This is a genomic window from Paenibacillus sp. FSL H3-0302 (genome assembly GCF_037982245.1).
GTDB lineage: Bacteria > Bacillota > Bacilli > Paenibacillales > Paenibacillaceae > Paenibacillus_AQ > Paenibacillus_AQ odorifer.
In genome coordinates this window covers 3,031,351-3,054,943 of sequence record NZ_CP150284.1, presented here as the reverse complement: position 1 = coordinate 3,054,943, position 23,593 = coordinate 3,031,351, and the positions used below count along the sequence as shown (strand labels likewise).

At 43.7% G+C, this 23,593-nt stretch carries 26 protein-coding genes; 7 read left to right on the top strand and 19 right to left on the bottom strand.

Features of this window, described 5'->3' with window-relative positions:
- Positions 1-140 precede the first annotated feature (140 nt).
- From MHH50_RS13545 to MHH50_RS13535, 3 genes are all read right to left on the bottom strand, one after another.
- Entirely contained in the window at positions 141-524 is a 384-nt protein-coding gene (locus MHH50_RS13545) for a DivIVA domain-containing protein (RefSeq protein ID WP_036686669.1), read from the bottom strand.
- A gap of 93 nt (positions 525-617) precedes the next feature.
- Positions 618-977, bottom strand: coding sequence for a helix-turn-helix transcriptional regulator (locus MHH50_RS13540; RefSeq protein WP_036686667.1), 360 nt, complete (start codon positions 975-977; stop codon positions 618-620).
- A 1,261-nt stretch (positions 978-2,238) separates the two neighbouring features.
- Entirely contained in the window at positions 2,239-2,415 is a 177-nt protein-coding gene (locus tag MHH50_RS13535) for a hypothetical protein (RefSeq protein ID WP_340034442.1), read from the bottom strand.
- A 235-nt stretch (positions 2,416-2,650) separates the two neighbouring features.
- On the opposite strand from MHH50_RS13535, the gene MHH50_RS13530 reads away from it, so the two are divergent.
- The gene (locus tag MHH50_RS13530) at positions 2,651-2,968 is read left to right on the top strand and encodes a transposase (protein WP_036683594.1); all 318 of its coding nucleotides are present in this window, start codon (positions 2,651-2,653) and stop codon (positions 2,966-2,968) included.
- Positions 2,917-3,843, top strand: coding sequence for an IS3 family transposase (locus tag MHH50_RS13525; RefSeq protein ID WP_143766422.1), 927 nt, complete (start codon positions 2,917-2,919; stop codon positions 3,841-3,843). The genes MHH50_RS13530 and MHH50_RS13525 overlap by 52 nt, the downstream gene beginning before the upstream one ends.
- Positions 3,844-4,115: 272 nt before the next feature.
- On the opposite strand, the gene MHH50_RS13520 is transcribed toward MHH50_RS13525, so the two are convergent.
- Both MHH50_RS13520 and MHH50_RS13515 read right to left on the bottom strand, forming a co-directional pair.
- A complete protein-coding gene (locus tag MHH50_RS13520; RefSeq protein ID WP_254848749.1) occupies positions 4,116-4,247 on the bottom strand; it encodes a GNAT family protein in 132 nt (43 codons plus the stop codon).
- Positions 4,248-4,307: 60 nt separating this feature from the next.
- A complete protein-coding gene (locus MHH50_RS13515; RefSeq protein ID WP_340034440.1) occupies positions 4,308-4,475 on the bottom strand; it encodes a GNAT family protein in 168 nt (55 codons plus the stop codon).
- 251 nt (positions 4,476-4,726) lie between these two features.
- Between MHH50_RS13515 and MHH50_RS13510 the strand changes: the two genes are divergently transcribed.
- Positions 4,727-5,617: a GNAT family N-acetyltransferase gene (locus tag MHH50_RS13510; RefSeq protein ID WP_340034438.1), complete on the top strand. Its 891-nt coding sequence runs from the start codon at positions 4,727-4,729 to the stop codon at positions 5,615-5,617.
- A 35-nt stretch (positions 5,618-5,652) separates the two neighbouring features.
- Here the strand turns inward: MHH50_RS13510 and MHH50_RS13505 are convergent, their stop codons facing one another.
- The 6 genes from MHH50_RS13505 to aroC all read right to left on the bottom strand — a co-directional run bounded on the left by MHH50_RS13505 (position 5,653) and on the right by aroC (position 9,625).
- On the bottom strand, positions 5,653-6,039 hold the full coding sequence (locus tag MHH50_RS13505; RefSeq protein WP_340034436.1) for a GNAT family N-acetyltransferase: 387 nt from the start codon (positions 6,037-6,039) through the stop codon (positions 5,653-5,655).
- Between the two features lie 237 nt (positions 6,040-6,276).
- Entirely contained in the window at positions 6,277-6,561 is a 285-nt protein-coding gene (locus tag MHH50_RS13500) for a hypothetical protein (RefSeq protein WP_340034434.1), read from the bottom strand.
- Positions 6,536-7,261 (bottom strand): hypothetical protein, encoded by a 726-nt coding sequence (locus MHH50_RS13495; protein ID WP_340034432.1) that lies wholly within the window; start codon positions 7,259-7,261, stop codon positions 6,536-6,538. The genes MHH50_RS13500 and MHH50_RS13495 overlap by 26 nt, the downstream gene beginning before the upstream one ends.
- A 61-nt stretch (positions 7,262-7,322) precedes the next feature.
- Positions 7,323-7,517, bottom strand: a complete 195-nt coding sequence (locus MHH50_RS13490) for a hypothetical protein (protein ID WP_076126143.1) — start codon at positions 7,515-7,517, stop codon at positions 7,323-7,325.
- Between the two features lie 33 nt (positions 7,518-7,550).
- The gene (locus MHH50_RS13485) at positions 7,551-8,408 is read right to left on the bottom strand and encodes an NAD(P)-dependent oxidoreductase (RefSeq protein WP_340034430.1); all 858 of its coding nucleotides are present in this window, start codon (positions 8,406-8,408) and stop codon (positions 7,551-7,553) included.
- Between the two features lie 161 nt (positions 8,409-8,569).
- A complete protein-coding gene (gene aroC / locus MHH50_RS13480) occupies positions 8,570-9,625 on the bottom strand; it encodes a chorismate synthase (RefSeq protein WP_076126139.1) in 1,056 nt (351 codons plus the stop codon).
- Between the two features lie 71 nt (positions 9,626-9,696).
- Here aroC and MHH50_RS13475 point away from each other — a divergent pair, with 71 nt between their 5' ends.
- Positions 9,697-10,629: a LysR family transcriptional regulator gene (locus tag MHH50_RS13475; protein WP_340034428.1), complete on the top strand. Its 933-nt coding sequence runs from the start codon at positions 9,697-9,699 to the stop codon at positions 10,627-10,629.
- Positions 10,630-11,420: 791 nt separating this feature from the next.
- On the opposite strand, the gene MHH50_RS13470 is transcribed toward MHH50_RS13475, so the two are convergent.
- The gene (locus MHH50_RS13470) at positions 11,421-12,005 is read right to left on the bottom strand and encodes a general stress protein (protein WP_076126136.1); all 585 of its coding nucleotides are present in this window, start codon (positions 12,003-12,005) and stop codon (positions 11,421-11,423) included.
- A gap of 98 nt (positions 12,006-12,103) precedes the next feature.
- Positions 12,104-14,596, bottom strand: coding sequence for an ATP-dependent helicase HrpB (hrpB, locus tag MHH50_RS13465; protein WP_340034427.1), 2,493 nt, complete (start codon positions 14,594-14,596; stop codon positions 12,104-12,106).
- Between the two features lie 139 nt (positions 14,597-14,735).
- Here hrpB and MHH50_RS13460 point away from each other — a divergent pair, with 139 nt between their 5' ends.
- Positions 14,736-15,158 carry a GNAT family N-acetyltransferase gene (locus MHH50_RS13460; RefSeq protein ID WP_340034426.1) on the top strand — a complete coding sequence of 141 codons (423 nt, stop codon included), beginning with the start codon at positions 14,736-14,738 and terminating at the stop codon, positions 15,156-15,158.
- Positions 15,159-15,296: 138 nt separating this feature from the next.
- On the opposite strand, the gene MHH50_RS13455 is transcribed toward MHH50_RS13460, so the two are convergent.
- Together MHH50_RS13455 and MHH50_RS13450 are read right to left on the bottom strand one after the other, a co-directional pair.
- The gene (locus tag MHH50_RS13455; protein ID WP_340034425.1) at positions 15,297-15,695 is read right to left on the bottom strand and encodes a DnaJ family domain-containing protein; all 399 of its coding nucleotides are present in this window, start codon (positions 15,693-15,695) and stop codon (positions 15,297-15,299) included.
- A 463-nt stretch (positions 15,696-16,158) separates the two neighbouring features.
- Entirely contained in the window at positions 16,159-16,308 is a 150-nt protein-coding gene (locus MHH50_RS13450; RefSeq protein ID WP_175619945.1) for a hypothetical protein, read from the bottom strand.
- Between the two features lie 1,070 nt (positions 16,309-17,378).
- Between MHH50_RS13450 and MHH50_RS13445 the strand changes: the two genes are divergently transcribed.
- Positions 17,379-17,855 (top strand): SRPBCC family protein, encoded by a 477-nt coding sequence (locus MHH50_RS13445; protein WP_340034424.1) that lies wholly within the window; start codon positions 17,379-17,381, stop codon positions 17,853-17,855.
- Here MHH50_RS13445 and MHH50_RS13440 read toward each other — a convergent pair.
- From MHH50_RS13440 to MHH50_RS13425, 4 genes are all read right to left on the bottom strand, one after another.
- The gene (locus MHH50_RS13440) at positions 17,847-18,656 is read right to left on the bottom strand and encodes an SDR family NAD(P)-dependent oxidoreductase (protein WP_036686506.1); all 810 of its coding nucleotides are present in this window, start codon (positions 18,654-18,656) and stop codon (positions 17,847-17,849) included. The genes MHH50_RS13445 and MHH50_RS13440 overlap by 9 nt on opposite strands.
- A gap of 228 nt (positions 18,657-18,884) precedes the next feature.
- On the bottom strand, positions 18,885-19,751 hold the full coding sequence (locus MHH50_RS13435) for a transglutaminase family protein (protein ID WP_076126126.1): 867 nt from the start codon (positions 19,749-19,751) through the stop codon (positions 18,885-18,887).
- The gene (locus MHH50_RS13430; protein WP_076126125.1) at positions 19,748-20,701 is read right to left on the bottom strand and encodes an alpha-E domain-containing protein; all 954 of its coding nucleotides are present in this window, start codon (positions 20,699-20,701) and stop codon (positions 19,748-19,750) included. Before MHH50_RS13430 ends, MHH50_RS13435 begins: the two co-directional genes overlap by 4 nt.
- A 74-nt stretch (positions 20,702-20,775) precedes the next feature.
- Complete coding sequence (locus MHH50_RS13425; protein ID WP_076279025.1) at positions 20,776-22,239, bottom strand: circularly permuted type 2 ATP-grasp protein; 1,464 nt, start codon at positions 22,237-22,239, stop codon at positions 20,776-20,778.
- A gap of 354 nt (positions 22,240-22,593) precedes the next feature.
- On the opposite strand from MHH50_RS13425, the gene MHH50_RS13420 reads away from it, so the two are divergent.
- Positions 22,594-23,472: a DUF1835 domain-containing protein gene (locus tag MHH50_RS13420; RefSeq protein ID WP_339190812.1), complete on the top strand. Its 879-nt coding sequence runs from the start codon at positions 22,594-22,596 to the stop codon at positions 23,470-23,472.
- Positions 23,473-23,593: the final 121 nt, after the last annotated feature.

Sequence of the window (23,593 nt, the reverse complement as noted above, 5' to 3'; positions counted from 1 at the left end):
CTTGGCTCATGCCCTTAACGGTAACACGCCACTAAAATATAAATGATCATTTATGAACATATCATAATTCATGAACTGCTAACTCGTCAATGGTAAATTTAGAAATGTCAAGCGGAGCTCCCATTATCCCAAACAGCGCCTTATAAAAACTCTTCCACGCGAGGAAGCTTATCTTTAAGCTGGCGGACGTTAGTTTCAAGCCTCAGAATAACCTCTTCCAATTCTTTTGGATCAATGCCTCGGGAAACAGGAACCTGGATAACCTCTGTTTTTGTTTCTGCCTTTAATTCCCGCATTTCCAGCTGCTGCTCTTGCCATTTATCCATCAGATCAGCTATCGTCGCATAGAAACGTTCGTAATCTTTGATTACGCTGTCCAGAAATGTATCTACTTCCTCCGCATCGTAGCCACGCAGCTTCATGCTGAATTCTTTTTCATGTATGGTTAGAGCGTCTAATGTGATGCCAAGTTGACTGAACAGCTTCCGCTGTTTGTCTAACCGGCGTTTCATATGTTCATCCATCTTTTGCTACCTCCAAGTATATACTGCAATCATCCGGCAGTAACCATTATAACAGGGTGAGAGCATCCTGAAAATATTACTATAGTTGCAGTTCTAATAGTTGTCCACAACAGCTTTATTCAAAATGCCTAAGCAGCGGTCAAGATCCGTCTTTACCTGCTTTTTATATAACTTTGCTTTCTCTTCTCCATCTGAGGTGAAATGGTAAAGTACGATTTCTTGAAAATCCACTTTAGGGTCATTGCCTTTCAGCTGCTTGGTTCGATATAAAATCCCTTGCTGCACCAGCTCATGCAGGGCGCGATAGATTTCACTCTGTGGAGGGGAATAACCATGGGCTTTGAAATCCCGACGTAAATCCTCCAGCATTTGATATCCGTAACCGCGGTGTTGTTCTACCATTGTTATAAGATACACTTTGATAAACGCTCGTTGAGCAATCATAAACGCCATATAAACCCTCCTCATGTTGTAAATGTTGTTGGCTAATCTTTCCTTCTATTACTCTAGTATAAGCACTATTTTCCAACTTTCACAACCTGAAATTTGATAGAGGGTTCACTTATTACGTTGTTTATAGAGATTTGGTGGGATATTGGATGATTTATGTGGATGTGAGTAGGTAGAGCTTAGTTTTTTTGTGGTTTTCTATTGTGAATTTTTCATATGATGAAATTATGGAATAAATGATTGTACATCGTTGATTTCGTAGAATGATCCTCGAAGAATTAGGTCCACATGCTTCGGCACGATACAAATTCTATCTGAACCCGCATGCTTCGGCACCCCCTCCCATTCTTTGTTTAATTTGATTCGTTTGGTTTGTTTGGTTTGATCAGTTTGGATTGATCAGTTTAGTTTGATCAGTTGCTTGTTCGAGCTACTATCGGACCCAGTTGACCCTATTCGCTGCTTTTCCCCACTTTTGGTGTGCTATCGGACCCCATGGGCGCTATTAGCATAAAAAGTAACATATATACAGCTATTCTTGTGGAATAGCTGCACTGGTGTCCGATACTACTCTCAAATAGCTAAATATTTGCAAATAGCGTCTTTTGAGTCCGAAAGCTTCAGCGCGAACCAAACTCTATTTAGATCGGCAAGTTTCTGCGCGAAATAAACTCTATCTGAGGCCACATACTTCTGCATGATCCCCTCCCATTCTTTGTTTAGTTTGTTCAAGTTTGCTCGTTCGAGTTGCTATCGGACCCAGTTGACTCTATTCGCTGCTTTTCCCCACTTTTGGTGTGCTATCGGACTCCATGGAGGCTATTGGCATAAAAAGTAACATATATAGAGCGATTCTTGAGGAATAGCTGCACTGGTGTCCGAAACTACTCTGAAAAAGCTTAATATTTGCAAATAGCGTCTTCTCGGTCCGAAAGTTTCTGCGCGAAATAAACTCCATCTGAGCCCACATACTTCTGCGCAAACCAAACTCTATCTGAATCCACAGGCTTCAGCACGCTCCCCTCCCATTCTTTGTTTAGTTTGTTCAAGTTTGCTCGTTCGAGTTGCTATCGGACCCCATTGACTCTATTCGCTGCTTTTCCCCACTTTTGCTGTGCTATCGGACCCCATGGGCGCTATTGGCATAAAAAGTAACATTTATACAGCTATCCTTGGGGAATAGCTGCACTGGAGTCCGAAACTACTCTGAAAAAGCTTAATATTTGCAAATAGCGTCTTCTGGGTCCGAAAGTTTCTGCGTGAACTAAACTCTATCTGGATCCACAGGTTTCTGCACGAAATAAACTCTATCTGAGCCCACATACTTCTGCGCAAACCAAACTCCATCTGGATCAATATACTTCAGCACGATACAAACTCCATCTGAACCCGCATGCTTCAGCACGATACAAACTCTATCTGAATCCACAGGCTTCAGCACGCTCCCCTCCCATTCTTTGTTTAGTTTGTTCAAGTTTGCTCGTTCGAGTTGCTATCGGACCCAGTTGACTCTATTCGCTGCTTTTTCCCACTTTTGGTGTGCTATCGGACCCCATGGACGCTATTGGCATAAAAAGTAACATATATACAGCTATTCTTGGGGAATATGAAGCTAGAATAAAAAGTGGACAGTAGTTAACAGACTGGCGATAATGAGTCCACGGAGGTGTGTTCACATGGGAGAACATCGACAACGGTATAACGAAGAATTTAAAAAACAGACAGTGCAGTTCATTCAAGAGCAAACAAAGACAGTGGGCGACTTGGCGGAAGAGCTCAACATCCCAAAAAGTACCCTGCATCAATGGATGAGCCAGTATCGAGAATTAAAGAATGAACCGGCAGCTAGCGTGGATCGAGTACGAGAACTCGAGGCACAGTTGAAAGAAATGAGCCGTCAACTTCAAGAAAAAGATAACAAGATTGCCGATGTGGAAGAGGAATTAGCGATCGTAAAAAAAGCAGTGCACATCTTCAGCAAACCAAGGAACTGAGATTCCAGTTTATTGAAAAACATCGCTCCGAGTTTCTCTTGGAGAAGATGTGCATGACCCTACATGTGTCACGGAGCGGGTACTACAAGTGGCGGACAGAAAAAACCAGTACGCATATGCTTCGTAAGGCTGCGATAATGAAGCGAATTCAGTATCATTTTACAGACCATCAAAAGCGGTATGGGAGTCCGAAGATCACCCGCCTGTTACATCAAGAAGGTTATACCGTTACCGAACGCACGGTGAGTGTGTACATGCGACATATGAAGCTTCGCTCCATTGTCTCCAAAACGTATCGGGTACAGACCACTGACTCCAATCATGACCATCCGATTGCCCCGAATACGCTGAACCAGCAATTTAAAATACGCAAACCCAATTCAGTATGGGTTACCGACATTACGTACATTCCTTGCCGGGGAGGGCGCTTGTACCTGGCTAGTGTGATGGACCTTTGCACGCGCGAAATCGTGGGGTGGCGTTTGGAGAACCATATGGAAACTAGCTTGATTTCGGGCGCTTTACAAGATGCCTACGAAGCTAAACAACCGGAAAAGGGTCTATTACATCACTCCGATAGAGGTTCTCAATATACTTCTCATGAATACACAAAGCAGTTGAAAGCGTATGGCATGGAGTCCAGCATGAGCCGCAGAGGTAACTGTTATGATAACGCCTGTATCGAGTCGTGGCACAGCATTTTGAAAAAGGAGCTCATTTATTGTAATCCACGATTCAAAACTAAGGAGCAAGCCTACCAGACACTTTTTCAATATATTGAGTTTTACTATAACCGCAAGCGAATGCATGGCGCGCTGGGGTATCTTTCTCCAGTTCGTTTTGCTGAGCAATTGACTAGAATGTCTGTTGCGTGACTGTCCACTTTCTTGACAGAGGTCCAATAGCTGCACTGGAGTCCGAAACTACTCTGAAAAAGCTTAATATTTGCAAATAGCGTCTTCTGGGTCCGCAAGCTTCAATAGAACATCAATTCGAACAGCAAAACGCAAAAAAGCGATCCTCCATGTATTGAAGAATCGCTTTTTAGGTAACTAATAAGTTCCACTTTGCCAAGTTCATTTTCTAAACGTCCTTCTCAGCTATAATCCCTGCGCCACTCTGCTTTCCAAGTAACCTCTCCTAAGCACTATTTCATAGCGTTTTTCTCCATAAATTCATCCTTCGTCAATCCAAACAACAGTAAGTCTAAATACTGTCCATTTGTATAAATAACTTTACGGCGCACGCCTTCTTGAACACAACCCACTTTTCTAAGCATAGCTGCTGAGGGTTCGTTACCTTCGAGCGTACATTCGTTAAACTTGTTGAGTCTAAGCTCCTAAAAAGCATACTTCAACAGGATGTTGATAGCTCTTGTCCCATACCCCTTACCTCGATGATCTCTATCCACTTGCACGCCTATACTGAACGTACCATTTTTCTCGTCTATGCTATTAAGATTTAATCCACCCACATATTCACCATTCAGATTTTCGATCGTAAACATTAGCCGCTGTGATGAGAATTCTGCAAATGTGAACAGATCTTAGTCTTATTTTCTCATCCTGCCAAAAATAATGACAGTAATCTATCTCTCTCATCTTATACCTCCGAGTCAATAATTTAGAGATTATGATAACACATCTACAGGATTATATTGGTATAGTATTTTTAAAATCAACTTTACGGTTAAAAAGCATAGTATTATATATTCATAAAATGCGAATCCCAAAATCATCTGAAATAGAGGTATATTCTATGAATGAATATCAATTGATTAGCGATTATAAATACATCGATAAATATAAGCTTAGCTTCAATTCTTTAGCCCAATCAATCTTTGGTATTGATTTTAAACCTTGGTATGAACAAGGGGGCTGGAATGACAAATATATTTGTTATTCCTTTATCGATGAAGATCACGTCATTGCGAATGCATCTATTAATAAAATGACTATTCTCATCAACAAAAAAGAATACAACGCCATCCAAATTGGGACGGTGATGACACATCCTGATTATCGTATGCAAGGTTTATCCCGAAAATTAATAGACCACATTATCGCTAAGTACGAACATGAATACGACTTTCTCTACTTATTTGCTAATGAGCGCGCTTTGGATTTTTATCCTAAATTCGGGTTTGAACGCATGCAAGAAAGCAGCTTTTCACTTAACGCTGCTCATCTTAGCAATCAGCCAACTACAACCTACTCTGTGCGGCCTTTATCTATAGGTAACCCCGTTGATTTTAGCATGATCAAAAATTTTGCAGTCAAAAGAACACCGGTATCCTCTGCGCTAAGTGTGATAAATAATGAACATCAGCTGCTGTTTTATTTTATTCTTCCTTTTCACGATTCCTTTTATTATATTGAAGAGGCTGACGTTATTGTGATCTTTAAACATGAGGATCATCAGCTTCATATTTTTGATATTATTAGTACAACAAGTTTTGATATCAATACAGTATTGAAAAGCATTATTTCTCCGGATACTGAAGTTATACATTTTTATTTCACACCAGATTATCCAATCGATCAAGTTAAGGCAGAATTAATTTCACAGAGTGAAGATACCTTATTTATACGTCCGCTATTAAAAGAACTCCCTCAACATTTCATGTTTCCTATTACCTCTCATGCCTAGTTAACAAAAAAAAGGCTGCCATCTGGCAGCCTTTCTTAGTCGTGCATAGGAATATACATACTCTGTATCTCTTGTACTCCAGGGACAAATCCTAGATTTAAATAAACAGACTCCGCATCATTACCTTCCATGACATATAATCTTAGGATCGGATACTTATCTTTCAGGAGATTAAGTCCTCTTTTCAACATCAGTGTAGCAATCCCTTTTCCTCTGTAAGCAGGTATTACACCAATACTGTAAACTGCTGCGTAATCATCTTGTAAACCCAAAAGACAATTCGCAATTAGCTGTCCTGATTTCTTATCATACACAAGCGTTGACGCTGTCAGTAATTCTTCATTTGTGTAATTAGGTTCCACATGACCCATTGCTTTTAACATTTTAGCTTGCAAAATAACCCCTGGCACCCACACGCTCACATGCCTCGAGGAATTACACATAACAAGCGCTTTGTCCAGTTGGACATTTGCATCTTTAAGATGATTCCGTTCATAGAAAAGATCCGCCAAAAATACAAAACCATGTCCTTGTAACGTTTACTATAGATGCAAATTTCTCTATGCCTTCCCTGTTTTGGTCCAATAGCTCAACGAACGTATCCACGTCCCCCTGATAAAATGCAACCGAAGCACGATACAGATCCAACCGCATTTGAATTACGGCTTGCTCTTTTTCCGGAATAATAAATTCCTCTTCCATGAAAAGTTCAACCTTTGTAAGAAGCGTTTGGCATCATCTGATCGTCCAGCGACAGCCATCGAACCCGCTTGAAAATAAAATAAATCAGGGTGCACAATCATATTTTTGATCGACAACTTATCTAGTAAATCTAGCAATGTAGATTCATCGCCATCTTTGATAATTGAATTGAAAGGCCTATCCATACATGATGCAGAAAACGTATAATCCTCTGCCTCAAAAGCATGCTGGATAGCTTCCAAGACCAGCCCTTCCTGAAAAAGAGCGGAAGGCAAGAATTAAACCCGCTGCCCATCCTTCTGTTTTTTTTCCAAGCAAAAATAACTCATCTTGTGAAAGCTGCTCGCTCAAGGATTGAGATTGTAGCTCATCTATTTCGTCAAATGTAAACCTCAGATCATCGTAACTTAATTCTAGTAGTTCCTGTTGTGCTCTTAGGCGGGATAAGGCGAGTGGCGGGAGAGTTCTACTCAATATTACAAGCTTCACATTAGCCGGAAGATGTCCGATGAAAAAGCCCATACTCTCATGAATCGATTGATTCGTAATCGCATGATATTCATCCATTATAAGTGTAATAGAGCCTGGAAGAGAATGCAGATCGTTTAATAAAAGAGGAATCGCAGTTTCTACTGAACCGTCACGAATAGACTGGATAAACAAATCCAAGCGATTTAAAAAGGGGCGAAAGATTCTCTCAATTGCAGCATGCAAATTTAACCAGAACCGTACAAGATGGTTATCTGCAAGTTCCAGTGACAACCATGCAACCTCATCGGAATGAGTGCGAGCCCATTCAGCTGCAAGTGTCGTTTTTCCGAATCCAGCTGAGGCGGCAATAAGCGTCACTTTGGCACGATTTTCATCCATGAGTTTAGACATTAATCTTATGCGCTGATCATAATAAGGAGCCTGTTTTAACCATCTATTAAGTAGTAACATAACATTCTAGCTTTCTGACATCCAATCTCAAAAAAAAGACCGCCAATTGGCAGCCTTTTTTCTAATATATTCTTGAGCATAACCAAAAAGCTGAACCCACTGCGATAATGCCTGCCATAGATACAAACAGGACATACCCTTTCTTTGTTCTAGTAACGGTGTGTTTATCATAAAACTCTGGTTTTCGAACGATTCCAAACCATAGATCAGCAATTAAATTCACGACTACTAAAGAAAAATTCTTTAATTTACTCATGTTATCTCTCCTTGTACATGTTTGGATTCATCTCTAACCTTTCAAGCTCTGAGCAAAACCTGACCTCCATGAAGGGTAAGATGGACTCCATCCGTAATCCATTCGAGCTTTTGTATTGGACGCCCCCCGTTCCCAGCCTTCTCTGCCCATTTGCAAAGGAGGTCTAGGAGCTCCCAAGATTTCAGAAAAAACAGGCACCCAATCTATTCCTCGCGCAGGTTCATTGTCCACAATATTAACTGGACCAGAAGGCCAGTTCAGAGCAAGCGCCGCCGCGTTAGCTGCATCCTCCACGTGAAGGAATGACGTAACCGCTTCTGTTGCAGTCAGTCTCCCTTGTCGAATTTCTTCTGTCATTAATCCCGCAGTATCATACCAAGTCCCTTGGCCGTACAACATTCCGTACCGCAAAATCACATGATTAGGAATTTCTGCAACTGCCTTTTCAAGTGAGCGGATACCCTCAATGGTTCTCATCCGGGATTCAGAAGCATTAGTATCTAATGGAGTATTCTCCGTGGCAGGTCCCTCACCAGCTTCATAAGCCCAAGAGATACTTTGAGCAATAATCTGTTTAACCCCGTTTGTCAGTGAAACATCGACAATATTTCGTGTTCCTTCTATTCTTATCCTTGAATTATCTGCAAAATTCCGCTGACTTAATGAAGTCAGCTGATGAATTACCACTTCAGGTTGGGCTGCTTGAATAGCCGCAAATATAGACTCACGCTCATACACATCCGCGATTACCGCTTGTGCCCCTATGCTCTCAAGGATTGTTTTGTTTTCTTCTTTATGGGTCAGACCGATAACCTCATGCCCCGCTTGTAGTAACTTAGGAAGCAATAACCGTCCAATCACACCAGCAGCACCTGCAACAAAGATTCTCATCTATTCCCTCCTTTTCGCTGTACTGTATCTTATGGCATAACTAGAGACAAAACATAATTTGAATGATTATCCATATGATACCACATATGCAAAAAAGACTGCACCTCACAGTCTATTGCTAAGAGGTGCAGTCTTTGATTTGTTTCATTTTATAAAGTGGTTCATCCAAAAATAGCAGCTTGTCTTTTATAAAGATCTTCCAATACTAAGCAAGCCATTGCTTCAACAACCGGCACGATTCTCGGACAGATACATGGATCATGTCTGCCCTCCGTTTTAATCTCAACTTCTTCACCATTCGTGTTTATGGTCTGTTGAGTAACAGAAATCGAGGATGTAGGCTTTACACTTATTCGAAAAATAATCTCTTCTCCTGTGCTGATTCCGCCTATAATCCCACCGGAATGGTTACTAAGAAATCCATCCTTATTCATCGCGTCATTATGTTCACTTCCAAGCATAGAGGCCGCTTCGAATCCAGCTCCAAACTCTATTCCTTTTACAGCACCAATAGATAACATCGCTTTAGCTAACTCTGCATCCAATTTATCAAATACGGGTTCTCCAAGACCCGGAATAACCCCTCTAATCCGACACTCCACGATACCTCCGCAGCTGTCTCCAATCGAAGCTAAGTGTTCAATTTTTTTAATCATTTCAGCTCCAGCCTTAGCATCACAGGCGCGGACTGCATTTTGTTCAATAACATCTTCATCAAAGGTTTGACACTTAATCCCTCCGACCTCTTGCGTGTAGGCTAGTACCTCAACCCCTCTTCTTTCGAGCAGTTTCCGAGCGATCGCTCCGCCAGCTACTCTTGCCGCTGTTTCCCTGCCTGATGCCCGTCCACTGCCTCTATGATCGCGAATTCCGTATTTCTGCAAAAAAGTATAGTCCGCATGCCCGGGTCTAAATGAATGCTGAATATCGTTATAGGCCTCCGGTTTCATATCTTTGTTGTACAGAACTACAAAGAGTGGAGTTCCGGTTGTTTTCCCTTCGAATATTCCTGATTGTATTTGCACCACATCATATTCCTTACGCGGTGAAGTTACAGAGGACTGGCCTGGTTTCCTTCTATCCATCTGTTTCTGAATATATGCTTCATCAATTTCAACATTAGGTGTAACTCCATCCACTATGACCCCAACCGCTGCACCATGTGACTCTCCAAAGGTAGTAATCTTAAATACTTCTCCAAATGTGTTACCTGCCATAATATTCAAACCTCCATTGCCGACTCTTTTATTATTTATATATCCAAATTATAATAAGATTGTTGCGATTAATGAAATCACATTTTCAACAGACTGTCATAGAGGTGATCTATATCAAATTCTTTAACCTTGAATGGTATCGTATTTTTTTATATACGGCTCGTTACAAAAATCTAACAAAGGCTGCAAATGAATTGCATATTACACAGCCATCCGTAAGTTATGCCATTAAACAAATGGAGGATTCTTTAGGCCTCAAATTATTTCATCGTTTATCTAAAGGTGTAGAGCTAACCGAGGAAGGACGGGCGTTATTGGAATATGTTGAGCCCTCTTTAGTCATGCTGGATTCTGCACAAAAGCATCTTCATAATCTAAAGCAATTAAACGAGGGAGAAGTTCGGATTGGAGCAAGTGATTCCCTTATAAAAAATCTTTTGCTGCCGCAATTGAACGCATTCCACAAACAATATCCCGGCATACGAATTCGGCTATCACACGGAAAAACGCATGAGATCACCAAACGTTTGAAAGAAGGCGAAATAGACTGTGCGCTCGTCCATATGCCTATTGACGATCCACAATTAAGTATTCAGACGCTTGCCACCCTTGAGGATTGTTTTGTAGTGGGACGAGCCTTTCAGGAACTGGCAAACCGTTCGCTTACGGCAAAAGAACTTGCAGAGTTACCTTTTATTTTATTATCCCCAGAAAGCAGCACCAGACTGTTTGTTGATCATTGGTTTGCTGGTAAGCGGTTGTCCGTTAAACCAGATATAGAGCTGGGCAGCATCGATTTACTCTCTGAATTCGCAAGACTTGGTTACGGGGTAGCCTTTATTAGCCGTTCTTTTGTAATTGAGGAGATTCAAAAAGGAGAACTTTTCGAGTTGCAATTAGATGATCCCCCTCCCCCCCGGAATATAGGCTTCGCAATCCATCGCGATATGAGGTTATCCGTGGCAGCTGATTCTTTCATCCGCATGCTTCGTATCCTTGATTAAGATCGTGCTGGTAGCAGCACATAAGGACACTCCGGAACGTGGCACGTGCTTAGCAACCATAAGGGCGCTGCGGAACGGGGGGATTTCGTAGCTGCAAACCGGGGGCTTATGCTCAGTAGGATAAGGACACAGAGTCCGGGTGCGCTTACGTAGCAATACAAGGACACAGTGGAACGATAATAGTAAAAGGACTCTAGGGAACGGTGCATGTACGTAACAGCATTAAGACACAGCGGAACGATGCACCTCCAACAAAGGTCACCGTGATCGGGTACGCATAGATAGCAGTACAAAGACAGCACGTGCGTAGTAGTATTAAGGACACTGCGTAACGGGGCACGTTCAGAGTTGCAATCCGATACGAATACTCTGTAGCATAAGGACACGTGACCGGGTGCGCTTACGTAGCAATACAAGGACAGCACGTGCGTAGCAGCATAAGGACACTCCGAAACGATGCAGGAACGTAGTAGCAAAGGACACAGCGGACCTTAACCGCAATATTATTCAATATTTGGAGCCCTATCGGACCCCATTGCAGCTATTGGCATAAATAACAGCAAATATGAGCCTCATTCTATAGAATAGCGTCCATGGAGTCCGAAATCCTGCTGCAAAGACCAAAAATTAGCCAATAGCGTCATCTGGGTCCGTACACCTCAGAAGAGGATGAGCAAAGGGGGATTCCGGGAGGCGCGATGGACTAAAAATACAAAAGGAGCGATTCTCCATTAAATCGGAGAATCGCTCCTTGTAACCTTTTACCGCTTTTAAAGCAGGTTATTATAATGTTATATTTTATCGCGGTTGTAGACTTCAGCCGTCCGATCCGCTCTGTTAGCCATCGAATTTCCTAGTCTAGTGTCTTCGTTATAGACGCCTTCGTAACGCTGAGTATTCAGCGAACGGTTACCGCGGAACACATCATGTGCTTGATAGCCGCGTCCATTATCATCGACTAGTACAAGGATTTTGCCGCTTTCCACATAACCTTCGTACTCTTTAGCCTCATCCTCAGGAATACCGAGTCCGATCAAGCCGCCGACTAATCCACCTGCGCCTGCACCAACTGCTGCACCTGTAAGGGTTGCAACTATAGGCCCTGCCGCCAGAATCGGTCCAATCCCCGGAATCGCCAATGCTCCGATCCCTGCTAATAGTCCGGCAACGCCGCCAACTACACCACCTGTAGCAGCGCCTGTTGCTACTCCTTCTGGAGCTTTTGTGCCTGTATCCTCTGAGATGTTTCTAAGCTCATCACGATCACGTGTGATTACTGATATTTCATCATTATTAAATCCTTGATTGTGAAGTCCTTCAATTGCTCTGGTTGCTTCTTGTTCTGTGTCGAAAATACCTACGATTTTTTTAGTCACTTGAAGCCCTCCTTAGTAATTGTCTTCGCTAGTAATTACCCTTTAAACGGGAGACCAAACATCTAAGGAAAAATTTCAAGAGCATATGTAACCATAAATTATTTTACAGGACGTGTACGATTAGTCGGAATAGCCTGTAATGGGTCATCTGGCCAATAGTGCTTCGGGTACCGTCCTTTCAGATCTTTTTTGACCTCAAAATAGGTCCCCCGCCAAAAACTTGCTAGATCAGAGGTTACCTGCACAGGTCGTCTAGCTGGTGACAAAAGATGCAGCAATACTGGCACTTTCCCCCCTCCAATTCGAGGTGTGTCCAGCTGTCCAAACATCTCTTGCAATCTTACTGCCAATACCGGGGCAGCAGGATTAGTATAATCTACAGGCACACGCGAGCCACTAGGAACAGATATATGTGTAGGTGCCTCCTTTTCCAGCATCTGCCGCTGATTCCAGTCTAACATCCCCTCAAGCGCTCGCGCTAACGGTACACGCTGAAGGTCGCGGAGGTTCCTCATACCTTGCAGATATGGCAAAAGCCATTCATCCAACGTAGCAATTAAAGAAACATCTGATACATCCGGCCAATCTGAACGTAAGGTATGCATAAACATCAAACGTTCGCGAAGCTGTATGGTTCCCTTCTCCCACGGTAGGATTTCAATGCCATCTGTAGCGATGACACTTAATAGTACATTTGCCATTTCTTCCGCGGAGGGTCTTTCATGTGAAGTTTCTTTTAAGACCAACGCGCCGAGCATTGTGCGACGACGTTTCTTCACACTTCCACTTTCTTTATCCCAATACACATCCGCTTCCTCGGTGATGCGGTCTGCATGATAGGAAAGCAGTTGTCCTTCTTCTATCTCAGCTGTCAGCATAATTGCGCCCTGTGTAGCGCGATCATCGATCGAAGCAGCTACGATATAAGATGACCGGGCCAGCGGTTGCCCTTCCCGCATGGCCGCCCCCCGACCGGAGGAGAGCAGAAACGCGCCATCGCCGCGTTTCTGCCCGATCCGGTCGGGATAGGCGAACGACAGAAGCAGCCCGCAGCGGCTGATGTCGTTCACGTTCTCGCCCGGCGCGGCTTGCAGCTGCGCCAGGAAATGGCGGCTCTCGCGCTGCACAGCGCGCAGAGCCGCCGGGTCCGCTCCGCCGCTATCAGCGGAGCGCTCGAACCGGAGCAGCGCCTCAACGCGGAGCGTGAGGTCGCAATCTAGGGCCGCGGGACCCTTGAAAAGGTCCCGCTCTTGCAGTAGCGCCGCCAGCCGGCAGGCGAGCGGTGCTGCGCCAAGCTCTGCCGCGCGCAGCAGCATATGCGCGGCTCGCGGGTGCGCGCCAAGCGCGGCCATGCTGTGGCCGTGCGGCGTAATGGCGCCGCTGGCGTCCAGCGCGCCGAGCTGGCGCAGCAGCGCGGTGCCCTGCGCATAAGGCGCAGCGGGCGGCGCGTCAAGCCAAGATAGCGCGGCAGGATCGCGCACGCCCCACAGCGCCAGCTCCAAAGCGAGCTGCGCAAGGTCCGTCTGCATAATCTCCGGCACATTGTCATCCGGAAGTCGATTATGCTCCTCCTGACTCCACAGCCTGTAGCATACGCCAGGGGCTGTTCGTCCAGCACGTCCCCGCCGTTGATCCGCGGAGGCTTTCGATACCGGGACTGTCGTTAGACTTGGCATTCCTGTGCGTGGTGAGAATATCTGTGTACGGCGCTGCCCTGTATCAATCACCGTTCGCACGCCTTCAATCGTTAGACTTGTCTCAGCGATAGAAGTCGCGAGCACTACTTTTCGTTCACCTTGAACCGATGCAGCCACGGCTGCATCTTGGATATTTTGTGGCAGCTGGCCATATAAAGGGCGAATTACCGTCTGCTCTGCCAAGCTTCCATTTTCCAACTCACTTTGAGTTCTGCGTATTTCTCTTTCCCCCGGTAAAAAGACGAGAATATCTCCGGGTTGTTCAACAAGCGCACGTCTCACAGCAGCTGCAGCAGTTTTTTCCAGTGGAAGATTCCCAGTAGTTGGCACATAGATTGTTTCTACAGGATAGGTTCTGCCCGGACAATTTACTACGGGCGCATCGCCTAGTAAAGCAGACACCCGCTCTCTGTCCAAGGTAGCTGACATGATAAGAATCCTTAGATCCTCCCGCAGCACAGCCTGTGCTTCCAGTGTAAGGGCAAGTCCCAAATCCGCATGAAGACTGCGCTCATGGAACTCATCAAAAATAACTAAACCCACATCACCCAAAGAAGGATCGCTTTGCAGCATTCTCGTTAATACTCCTTCAGTGACTACAACAATCCGCGTATTTTTGCCTACTTTAGTGTCATTCCGCATCCGATAACCTACCGTCTGTCCAACACTTTCTCCAAGGCAGGATGCCATGTAAGTGGCGGCAGATCTAGCAGCAAGCCTTCTAGGCTCTAACATTAAAATGCTTTTACCCGCCATCCAAGGCTCGTCCAAAAACGCCGGAGGCGTTCCTGTTGTTTTGCCTGCACCCGGTTCAGCGATAAGTACTGCTGCCTGCGCAGTGTTAAGTATGTTTTTCAGGTCAGGAAGCACCTGTATAATCGGAAGCTGTTTCATTCTATCTCTCCATCGTCTATAATCATATGTTATAATTTTCCTTGAAGTTATCTTAGATCATCTTCATCATGTGTGAAAAAACCTTAAAGATCAAGACTTACCATCCATACCCTCTATAATATTAATAAGGAGACTTACTATGATATTCGTAACAAAAGCTACAATTTCAGATCTACCCATGCTCACCAAAATAGACAGCAAGATCATTGGCAATGAAAGCCGCAAATCGAAGATTGAAAAATATATCAAGCATGAGCAGTGTTACGTAGCATCGCATAATGGAACGTTTGTAGGATTTGCTTGCTGCGATACCACCTTTTTCGAATGTTGTTTTATTCAGCTGGTCATTGTGGATCCTGAGTTCAGACGCCTAGGCATAGCAAAAACACTCCTTAGCTACATCGAGGAACAATGCCCCACCCCCAAGCTTTTCACCTCCACCAATGAATCCAATACGATCATGCAGCAACTATGTCTTTCTCAAGGGTTTGTTAAAAGCGGAGTCATTGAGAATTTAGATGAAGGCGATCCGGAATGGGTATATTTTAAACAAATTAGATGAGTATACATGTTTAGTTACACATAACAAGCAAAAAGGCAGCTCTTCTGTCTAAAACGACCAAGAGATGCCTTTTTATTTTACACTATTTATTCTGATGTCCAAATGACTGTAGGCATTTAGGCAGTAACGTAACCAGCGTTATTCCTCTTCCTTTATCATCTGTTCGTTTATTTGAGCACTGTATTGCATAAAAGCAGGGTTACTATCCAAACCGCGTTCACGCAATAACTCCTGTAGACGCAGTCTTTTCATAGACAGTTTTGACCGCAAAGCCTTGCCCTCACTGGTTTCTGCACTTCCGCTATTATGACAAGCCGCTAGCAATCCTTCCAACGTAACACATTCAGCTCGCAGAGAGATTTCCTCAGGCACCAGTCCGGAGTTCTTCATGATTTTAAAAGACATCCGCAATTCTTCCGGCACACCCGATAAATCCTCGAGCTCCAGCGGCTTGCCATGCCCAGGTAAATCTCGAAATTCCCCGTTACGCATAGACTCCTGAATCCGCTGCTCAGCTAACCAAGACATCATCCCCATATACGCAGCCTCCTTCACCAATGCCACACTATTAACTACCCTGCCTAAGCAAAAATAGATTTTACGGAATTGCGTTAATTTTAGCATAAAAGACTTAGGATTTGCATCAAGGTGCCGGAATGCTTTCTCAGATCTTTCCTATGCTGTTAACTATAGGGATGGCGAGCTATTTACTCAAATGCCCCTTGCCCTCCTCGCACAGTTGAATAGCTCAGACTCTGTAACTATCGTACACAATGCATATTCTAAGCCCATAACCGCAATGTCAGCATACACTGGCCACCGTGAAACGTTTGGACCCAGGAGCCCTTGCTTGTATACTACATCCTTTATTACACATTCATTACACATTCATTACATCTTCGTCGCATAGATCGTTCGGACTCAGCAGCCCTTATTTCACAAATTTAGTCCTTTTCGCTGTACTATCGGAATCAGTTGCACCTATTCGCTCAAACACACCCTACTTTTGTTCAAAAACGCGGCAATAAGCGCTATGCGGTCCGATATGTTCAAAATACAAACCAAAAACACCAAATAGCTGCAATACAGTCCGATCCATTAGCGAATCCAGGTCTCCGCAAACCGATCGAACCCAGTAGCTCTTGCTCATATACTACATCCTTTGTACCTTCATTACCTCTTCGTCGCCATAGATCATTCGGACCCAGCAGCCCTTATTTCGCTAATTTAGTCCTTTTCGCTGTACTATCGGACACAGTTGCACCTATTCGCTCAAATACTCCCTACTTTTATTCAAAATCGCAGCAATAAGCGCTATATGGTCCGATACTTCTAACAAACACACCAAAAACTCCAAATAGCTGCAATACAGTCCGCAACGCCGATGCATCTTCGCTACCATGTAACGTTCGGACTCAGATGACCTTAATTCACAAATTCAGGCTTATTCCCTCTGCTATCGGACACAGTTGCACCTATTCGCTCAAATACGCCCTACTTTTGTTCAAAATCGCGGCAATAAGCGCTATGCGGTCCGATACTTCTAATAACACACCAAAAACACCAAATAGCTGCAGTACAGTCCGCAACGCCGATGCATCCTCGCTACCATATAACGTTCGGACTCAGATGACCTTATTTCACAAATTCAGGCTTATTCTCTCTGCTATCGGACTCAGTTGCAGCTATTCGCTCAAATACTCCCTACTTTTGTTCAAAATCGCGGCAATAAGCGCTATGCGGTCCGATACTTCTAATAAACACACCAAAAACGCCAAATAGCTGCAATACAGTCCGCAACGCCGATGCATCCTCGCCACCGTAGATGCTACTGTTTACTCCCGCTATTCATCATTCACTTATCCCTCTCTTCACTCCCTTTTCACCGTCATGCACACTTATCTCCTACATCACTCCCTTTTCTCCGTCATGCGTACTTATCACCTTCATCACTCCATTTTCACCCTCATCACGCACTTATCCCTATCTTCAATCCCTTTTCCCCGCCAACACTATCTCCGCGCCGTACGCAAATCGAGCTCGTGGACTTGCTTATGACCTTATTTCTCCCGCTATTTTATTACCCTCTATACCCTATAAGTTACGCTTCAGCCACACAGCCGGATCGTGCAATTAACACAGGCGATTGCTATACTCTTTCTAATGAGCCTCAACTCAATAAAAAAAGGACTACCGCAGTAGTCCAAAGGAGAAATATAAATGTTAGCTAACATCCAAAAAGAAGATCAATATTATGTCGCTCGTTTCGAACGCCAGTTAAAGCATTCCGCAACTGAGATTTGGTCCTATTTGACCGAAAATGAGAAGCTTGCCTTATGGTTCTCTGAATTAAAAATCGAGGACCTGCGTGAAGGCGGACTTATAAAGTTTGATATGCAAAACGGAACGTTTGTGGATATGGAAATTACCGTGCTGCAGCATCAATCTATTTTTGAGTTTACTTGGGCTGAGGATCTTGTTCGTTTTGAGTTATACCCTAAATCAGAAGGCTGTTTACTCGTCTTGAACGAAACACTACAAACGCTTACCCCGCATACACCACGAGATCTCGCTGGCTGGCATGTTTGTCTAGAAGTGATCCAGCATCTTTTGGAAGGCACGACGCTGAAGTCACGGAAAGACGAATGGAATAAATGGTACGAGCAATACCGGGAAGCGATCTCGAAATTAGGATAACAAGGACTCCGCGCCGTCAATCACGATTTGCGCACCTGTAATATGGATAGATTCATCCGAAGCCAGAAAAGCAACGAGATCAGCGACATTATCCGGCTTGCCCGGTCCATCTGCCAAGGGTTGCGCTCCATCAGGGAATTCAATCGGAATGACGATTGCTTCAACATCCTCGCTCATTTCAGTGGTTTCATCTATATTCGTAGCAATAGCCCCAGGGCAGATCACATTTACACGAATCTTAAACTTAGCAAGCTCGAGAGCTGCCATTTTGGCAAAAGCCACCTGTCCAGCTTTGGTAGTGCTATAAGTAGACCACCCAAAGCTGGCAAATCTAGTGTTCCCATTAATGGAACTAGTAATAATAATACTGCCCTTCCCTTTATCTTTCAGATGAGGAATAGTATATTTCAGAGTCAAAAAAGTCCCCGTCAAGTTCACCGACATCGTACGCTCCCAGTCGCTCAAGCTTAGTTCTTCTATCGGGCCCACAGCGCCATTAATCCCCGCGTTAGCGAATACTACATCCACACCTCCGAATTGTTCCACCGTACAACGTACGGCTTCCTCCATCTTTTTCTCATCCGAAGTATCTACCTCTATGGCCAGCGCGCAATCTTTTCGTAGCTTATTAAGCTTTTCTGCCAAGGAAGAGGTTCTTTCAAGATTTAAATCGAACAATGCTACATTTGCACCTTCCCGCGCCAGCTTAATAGCGGTGGCACGGCCAATTCCCGAGCCCGCTCCGGTTATAATCGCTGTTTTTCCAATAAATCTTTGTTTTTTAGATATGTTTGGGCTCATATGTAATCTCTCCTCTAATGTCTGTAAGATAAGTACTATGGATCAAGATTACCCAAATAAACCTGTAATGGAATCATCTTGTTCATAAATCTTCAGAATTTAGGCACGCCGCACAAAAAAATCTCCCCATTCAATAAGATGAGCGGAGAGTTTGTTTCGAATATTTAGAGTATTTAAAATATTTTGATTGTTTCGATGTTCGATGTTCGATGTTTCGATTATTTCAATTCAGTTATCCAGCTTGCGTACGTCCACTTTTACAGTCAGTGTTCCTGCTCCACCGCGATATACCCCTTTTACAGGTACTATATCTTTATAATCCCGTCCATGACCCAGCTTGATATAACGCCAGTTGACTTCAACATTATTCGTCGGATCAAAACCAAGCCAGCCCGTACCCGGAATATGGGTCTCCACCCAAGCATGTGAAGCCTGCTCGAAATTAGCATTGCTGCTCTGTAGATCACCGACAAAATGATATCCACTAACATATCTTGAAGGCAGACCCACACTGCGGCAGACAGCGATCATAAGATGAGCATAATCCTGACAGACCCCCCGCTTGAGCTTGAGGGCTTTTTTTACCGTTGTATTTACGCTTGTTGCCTCAGGATCATAGGTGAACTGTTCATAAATCGTCGAAGATAACTTCAGAATCCATTCATACATATCCTCAGCTTCACTAAAAGGGTACTGGGAAGCGAACTCCACTAATTCAGGAGTCACCTCGGTATAACGGGTCGGCAAAATAAACTCAATATAACGGTTCTGAAACTTTTCATCATTTAATAGTTTAACTTGCTCTTCAAGGCTGGTTCGCGGAAGATCGGTACCCTGGGCTTTATCCAGCGTTACTACAGTAGCTTTCGTATGGATTACCATTTCCGTATGTGGCTTATTAACCGAATAGGCATGCACCCGATTACCGAAGAAATCCTCATACGTTAATAGATTAGCTGCCGGAGATACTTCAACCTCATGGTGATAACAGGATTGCCGATAGTTGGTGCGTGGGGTAAGCCTGATTTCATTGACACTGTCCGTAACCGGCTCTGGATAACTGTATGTGGTGGTGTGATTGATTTGAATCTTCATACAGATACTCCTTCTCGCCGAAAAAAGGCGCCCTCCATCGTTTTGCCCAGTCTCTGGCAAGATATTACGAGTGATTGCAGCACATCTTCCACCAGTTCACCGGACATTTCCTCTTTCTCCATATAATCCAGCTCTGCCTTCAGCTTTCCTGCTTGACGGATGACCTTCTCATGACCTGAGCCTTTTTCTGAGGAATCTAATTCAAGTCTAGCTAAATGCTCTTCCAGCTGGTGAAAAGAAAAGCGGATCGAACGTGGAAATTTGGGATTTGCGATCAAAAAATCTAAAATGCTCTCCGGTGACATAGCATCTGCATAATAACGGCGAAACGCCTGATAACCACTTACCGATTTCAGCACAGCCTGTAACTGAATATAAATTGCATGAAGCTCTTTAAAACGGCAAGAGGCAATAACTGCCTGCAAAATACGCGTCGTATTCTCTGCCCGTTCCAGAAAACGGCCGCTCTCTATAAAATGCCATTCATTTCCCCTAAGCATTACGGATTGTTCTGCTCCTAGAAACATAGCCGCACGTTCCTTCACCTGCTGGTAGAAATGATGTGGGCCACTCATAATATCAGCGACTGACCGCTCCCCAAGCCATAGATTAAAGCTGTTGACGATATCCCATAGCTCACTTGGAAGATGCTGACGCAGTGTGCGAAGATTATTTCTAGCATGATGTACGCAAGAGAATAATGAATTCGAATTGCCCAAATCGAGTGTAATAAAGGATAACACGTCCTGTTCAGAAAAGGTTTCGAACTGCTGCAAATACTCACTTCGAACTCCTAATGCATCGATAAGCCTCGACCATTTATGTCCTTCTTCCTGAAAATCCTCTTCCTGCTGGATATGATAATGTACATTGATTAGCCGCGCATGATTCTCTGCCCTTTCAATATATCGGCCGATCCAGAATAAAGCCTCCGCATTTCGATTCAGCATCTTTAGCCACTCCTTTATCCTCCAAATTGATGCTGCATATTTTTGATTCACAATCAAGGCTTACAAGATATAGATCAAGCCATAACCCAAGTATCCTTTACGCCACCACCTTGCGAGGAATTCACAACCAGTGAACCTTCTTTCATAGCCACTCGTGTTAATCCACCAGGTATGACATGCGGCTTCCGGTCTGCGCCCATTAATACAAAAGCCCGAAGATCGATATGCCGGGGTGCCATAGTGCCTCCCGACAATACTGGCGCTCTGGACAAGGACATAATTGGCTGTGCCACATAACGGTCCGGATCGGCAATAATTTTCATTCGGAACTCGGCTAATTCTTCTTTGGTCGCCTCACTTCCGATCAACATCCCATATCCTCCGGATAATGAGGTTTCTTTAACAACCATTTCGGATAGGTTCTCAAGAACATACAGGCGTTCATCGGGTCTGCACAACAAATACGTCGGCACATTACCAAGGATCGGCTCTTCATTCAGATAATAACGAATCATATCCGGTACATAGACATACATCGCTTTATCATCTGCAACACCGGTTCCCGGAGCATTAGCAATCGCTATGTTACCTGCCCTATATGCATTCATAAGTCCTGCCACACCCAGTAAAGAATCAGGTTGAAAGGCCAGCGGATCAATGTAATCATCATCCAACCGACGATACAGCACATCCACGCGACGCAGTCCGTTCATTTCTTTCAAATATATTTTGTGATCCTTTGTTACCAAATCTCGTCCTTCGACCAAATGTATACCCATCTGCTGTGCCAAAAAAGCATGTTCATAATATGCAGAATTGTATTCTCCAGGCGTTAGGAGTGCTATAACCGGATCTGACCTTCTTGAAGGAGATAGACTACGAAGCACGGATAAGAAGCGATTTAAGCTATGATCTACATCTCGGATGGAGCTGGCAAAGGACAATTCAGGAAACAATTGATTCATAAGAGTTCTGCCTTTAAAAAGATAGGAAAAGCCGGAGGGTGTTCGCAGGTTGTCTTCAAGTACATAATAATGCCCATCGTGGTGGCGGATCAGATCGATTCCTGAGGTGGTGATATAAGCTCCACCGGGCACTCGCAGACCTGACATTTCTGGCCGGAAATAACAGTTGGAAATAATCATACGCCTAGGGACGATGCCATCTTTAACAATGTATTGCTCATGGTAAATGTCATGAATGAATAAATTCAAAGCTGTGATACGCTGAATAATTCCAGCTTCTAGCCTCTCCCACTCATTCTTAGGGATAATACGTGGAATCATATCGAAGGGGATCGTTCGCTCCATAGGATGATCCTGAGCCGGGTTGTAAAGCGTAAAGGTAATTCCTTCTTCCATCATCCTACGCTGCATTAAATTTTGCTTCCCTTGCAGCTCTTCGGAGCTCATTCCGGAAAACATGCGATTCACATGTCTGTAGTGCGGCCGGACATTCCTCTTATCAGCATACATTTCATCGAAAAAATGCTGTAATGGATACGGAGAAAGACCTGGCAGAGGATCTAATTTGGACATGAGCCCGACTCCTTTCGATAGATGTAATCTTTGTTAACAACTTATACTTTCATTTCAGAAAACATCCATGGAAATATTGGTTTATATTCTCATAATACGTAAATCCACTCGTTCATGTCAACATATATAACAGAGAAATGTGATTCCGGAGATATTTGTATTTTTTGGAATCGCTTCCTTTCTCTCTTATATAGGTTGCCGGAGATGAAATGTAGATTCATCATTGAATTGTATGCAGGAAGTGTGACAAGCATTACTGTTATGAATTTTTCATATAATGTATTTTTTATATAGTTGCCTGAGGATGTGGATTCATTGAGTATGGTATAATTTGTTGCGATGGGAGAGTGACCTATGGAGCACAAATATACTATGTCAATTGAGCAGGAAGAGACTAGGCGGAATCACATTTATCTGTTATTTGGCCTGTCTGAAGCGGGATCAATGAAGGTAGCCCTTAGTCATCTGGGTTGTCGTCATTTAATACGAGTACTTTCATTTAATGAGATGTTCTCTGCTGGACCGTTGCGTGGATTACATAATAATGAAGGCTATCATACCCGTGAGTTATGGTTTCAGGAACGATTTCCGGATCAGGGTTATCATTTAAATCCCCAGCATAAACTGGCAGCCATGATTCAGACCTTAAAAGAAATTCCCGAGGACAAAAAAATCACTATTTGGTGCGGAGATAACTCCCATGATCAAACGGGTTTACGATTTGCACTTTCTATTCTTAGTGAGAGGACGCAACCTATTCATGTTATTGATCCAGTCAAGGCTTATAGGGAGATTGCTGCTCCATTTGAAATCGGCTTATATCCCAGAGCACTTAGTCAGCTCCCAAATGAAGTTCTGCAAAAAATTATAAAAATTACCGAAAACACACCCCCTATCACCTCCGCTCAAAGAAAACAGTATGAACTAGAATGGCAAAAAATCAGCAACACCGAGGATATGCTTAGAGTTTGGGCTGAGGGCCAGCTTATGAATGTTCCCGAGAGTTACTATGACGAAGAAATTCTTTCTTTAATTCTGCAACTTCAACAGTGTGAGGAAAGAGATGGCTACGTAAATGCAGGTCTAGTTGTAGGCACAATTATAGGGCAATGGAATTTGTATCTCAGTACCTCATTCATAGAATATCGCTTCTGGAGGCTAATTAGTGAGGGAAAGCTGTTATTTAAAGGGATCCCTTACGCGATGCATTTATACTTTCTAAAAGTCGCTTAGCAGTTGCTACAAAATGACGGACAAACCCTTTATAAAAAAGAAAAGGAATGCCCTCCTAACTAAATATAGCTTCGAGGGCATTCCTTGTAAATATGACTTCTTTATGATTATATTGTGCTGT

Bases quoted from the DNA above. Each gene is read 5' to 3' on its own strand.
- MHH50_RS13545 (WP_036686669.1), bottom strand. From the start codon at position 524: ATGGATGAACATATGAAACGCCGGTTAGACAAACAGCGGAAGCTGTTC.
- MHH50_RS13540 (WP_036686667.1), bottom strand. From the start codon at position 977: ATGGCGTTTATGATTGCTCAACGAGCGTTTATCAAAGTGTATCTTATA.
- MHH50_RS13530 (WP_036683594.1), top strand. From the start codon at position 2,651: ATGGGAGAACATCGACAACGGTATAACGAAGAATTTAAAAAACAGACA.
- MHH50_RS13520 (WP_254848749.1), bottom strand. From the start codon at position 4,247: ATGCTTAGAAAAGTGGGTTGTGTTCAAGAAGGCGTGCGCCGTAAAGTT.
- MHH50_RS13515 (WP_340034440.1), bottom strand. From the start codon at position 4,475: ATGTTTACGATCGAAAATCTGAATGGTGAATATGTGGGTGGATTAAAT.
- MHH50_RS13510 (WP_340034438.1), top strand. From the start codon at position 4,727: ATGAATGAATATCAATTGATTAGCGATTATAAATACATCGATAAATAT.
- MHH50_RS13495 (WP_340034432.1), bottom strand. From the start codon at position 7,261: ATGTTACTACTTAATAGATGGTTAAAACAGGCTCCTTATTATGATCAG.
- MHH50_RS13490 (WP_076126143.1), bottom strand. From the start codon at position 7,517: ATGAGTAAATTAAAGAATTTTTCTTTAGTAGTCGTGAATTTAATTGCT.
- MHH50_RS13485 (WP_340034430.1), bottom strand. From the start codon at position 8,408: ATGAGAATCTTTGTTGCAGGTGCTGCTGGTGTGATTGGACGGTTATTG.
- aroC (WP_076126139.1), bottom strand. From the start codon at position 9,625: ATGGCAGGTAACACATTTGGAGAAGTATTTAAGATTACTACCTTTGGA.
- MHH50_RS13475 (WP_340034428.1), top strand. From the start codon at position 9,697: ATGAAATCACATTTTCAACAGACTGTCATAGAGGTGATCTATATCAAA.
- hrpB (WP_340034427.1), bottom strand. From the start codon at position 14,596: ATGAAACAGCTTCCGATTATACAGGTGCTTCCTGACCTGAAAAACATA.
- MHH50_RS13460 (WP_340034426.1), top strand. From the start codon at position 14,736: ATGATATTCGTAACAAAAGCTACAATTTCAGATCTACCCATGCTCACC.
- MHH50_RS13455 (WP_340034425.1), bottom strand. From the start codon at position 15,695: ATGGGGATGATGTCTTGGTTAGCTGAGCAGCGGATTCAGGAGTCTATG.
- MHH50_RS13450 (WP_175619945.1), bottom strand. From the start codon at position 16,308: ATGAGCAAGAGCTACTGGGTTCGATCGGTTTGCGGAGACCTGGATTCG.
- MHH50_RS13445 (WP_340034424.1), top strand. From the start codon at position 17,379: ATGTTAGCTAACATCCAAAAAGAAGATCAATATTATGTCGCTCGTTTC.
- MHH50_RS13440 (WP_036686506.1), bottom strand. From the start codon at position 18,656: ATGAGCCCAAACATATCTAAAAAACAAAGATTTATTGGAAAAACAGCG.
- MHH50_RS13435 (WP_076126126.1), bottom strand. From the start codon at position 19,751: ATGAAGATTCAAATCAATCACACCACCACATACAGTTATCCAGAGCCG.
- MHH50_RS13430 (WP_076126125.1), bottom strand. From the start codon at position 20,701: ATGCTGAATCGAAATGCGGAGGCTTTATTCTGGATCGGCCGATATATT.
- MHH50_RS13425 (WP_076279025.1), bottom strand. From the start codon at position 22,239: ATGTCCAAATTAGATCCTCTGCCAGGTCTTTCTCCGTATCCATTACAG.
- MHH50_RS13420 (WP_339190812.1), top strand. From the start codon at position 22,594: ATGGAGCACAAATATACTATGTCAATTGAGCAGGAAGAGACTAGGCGG.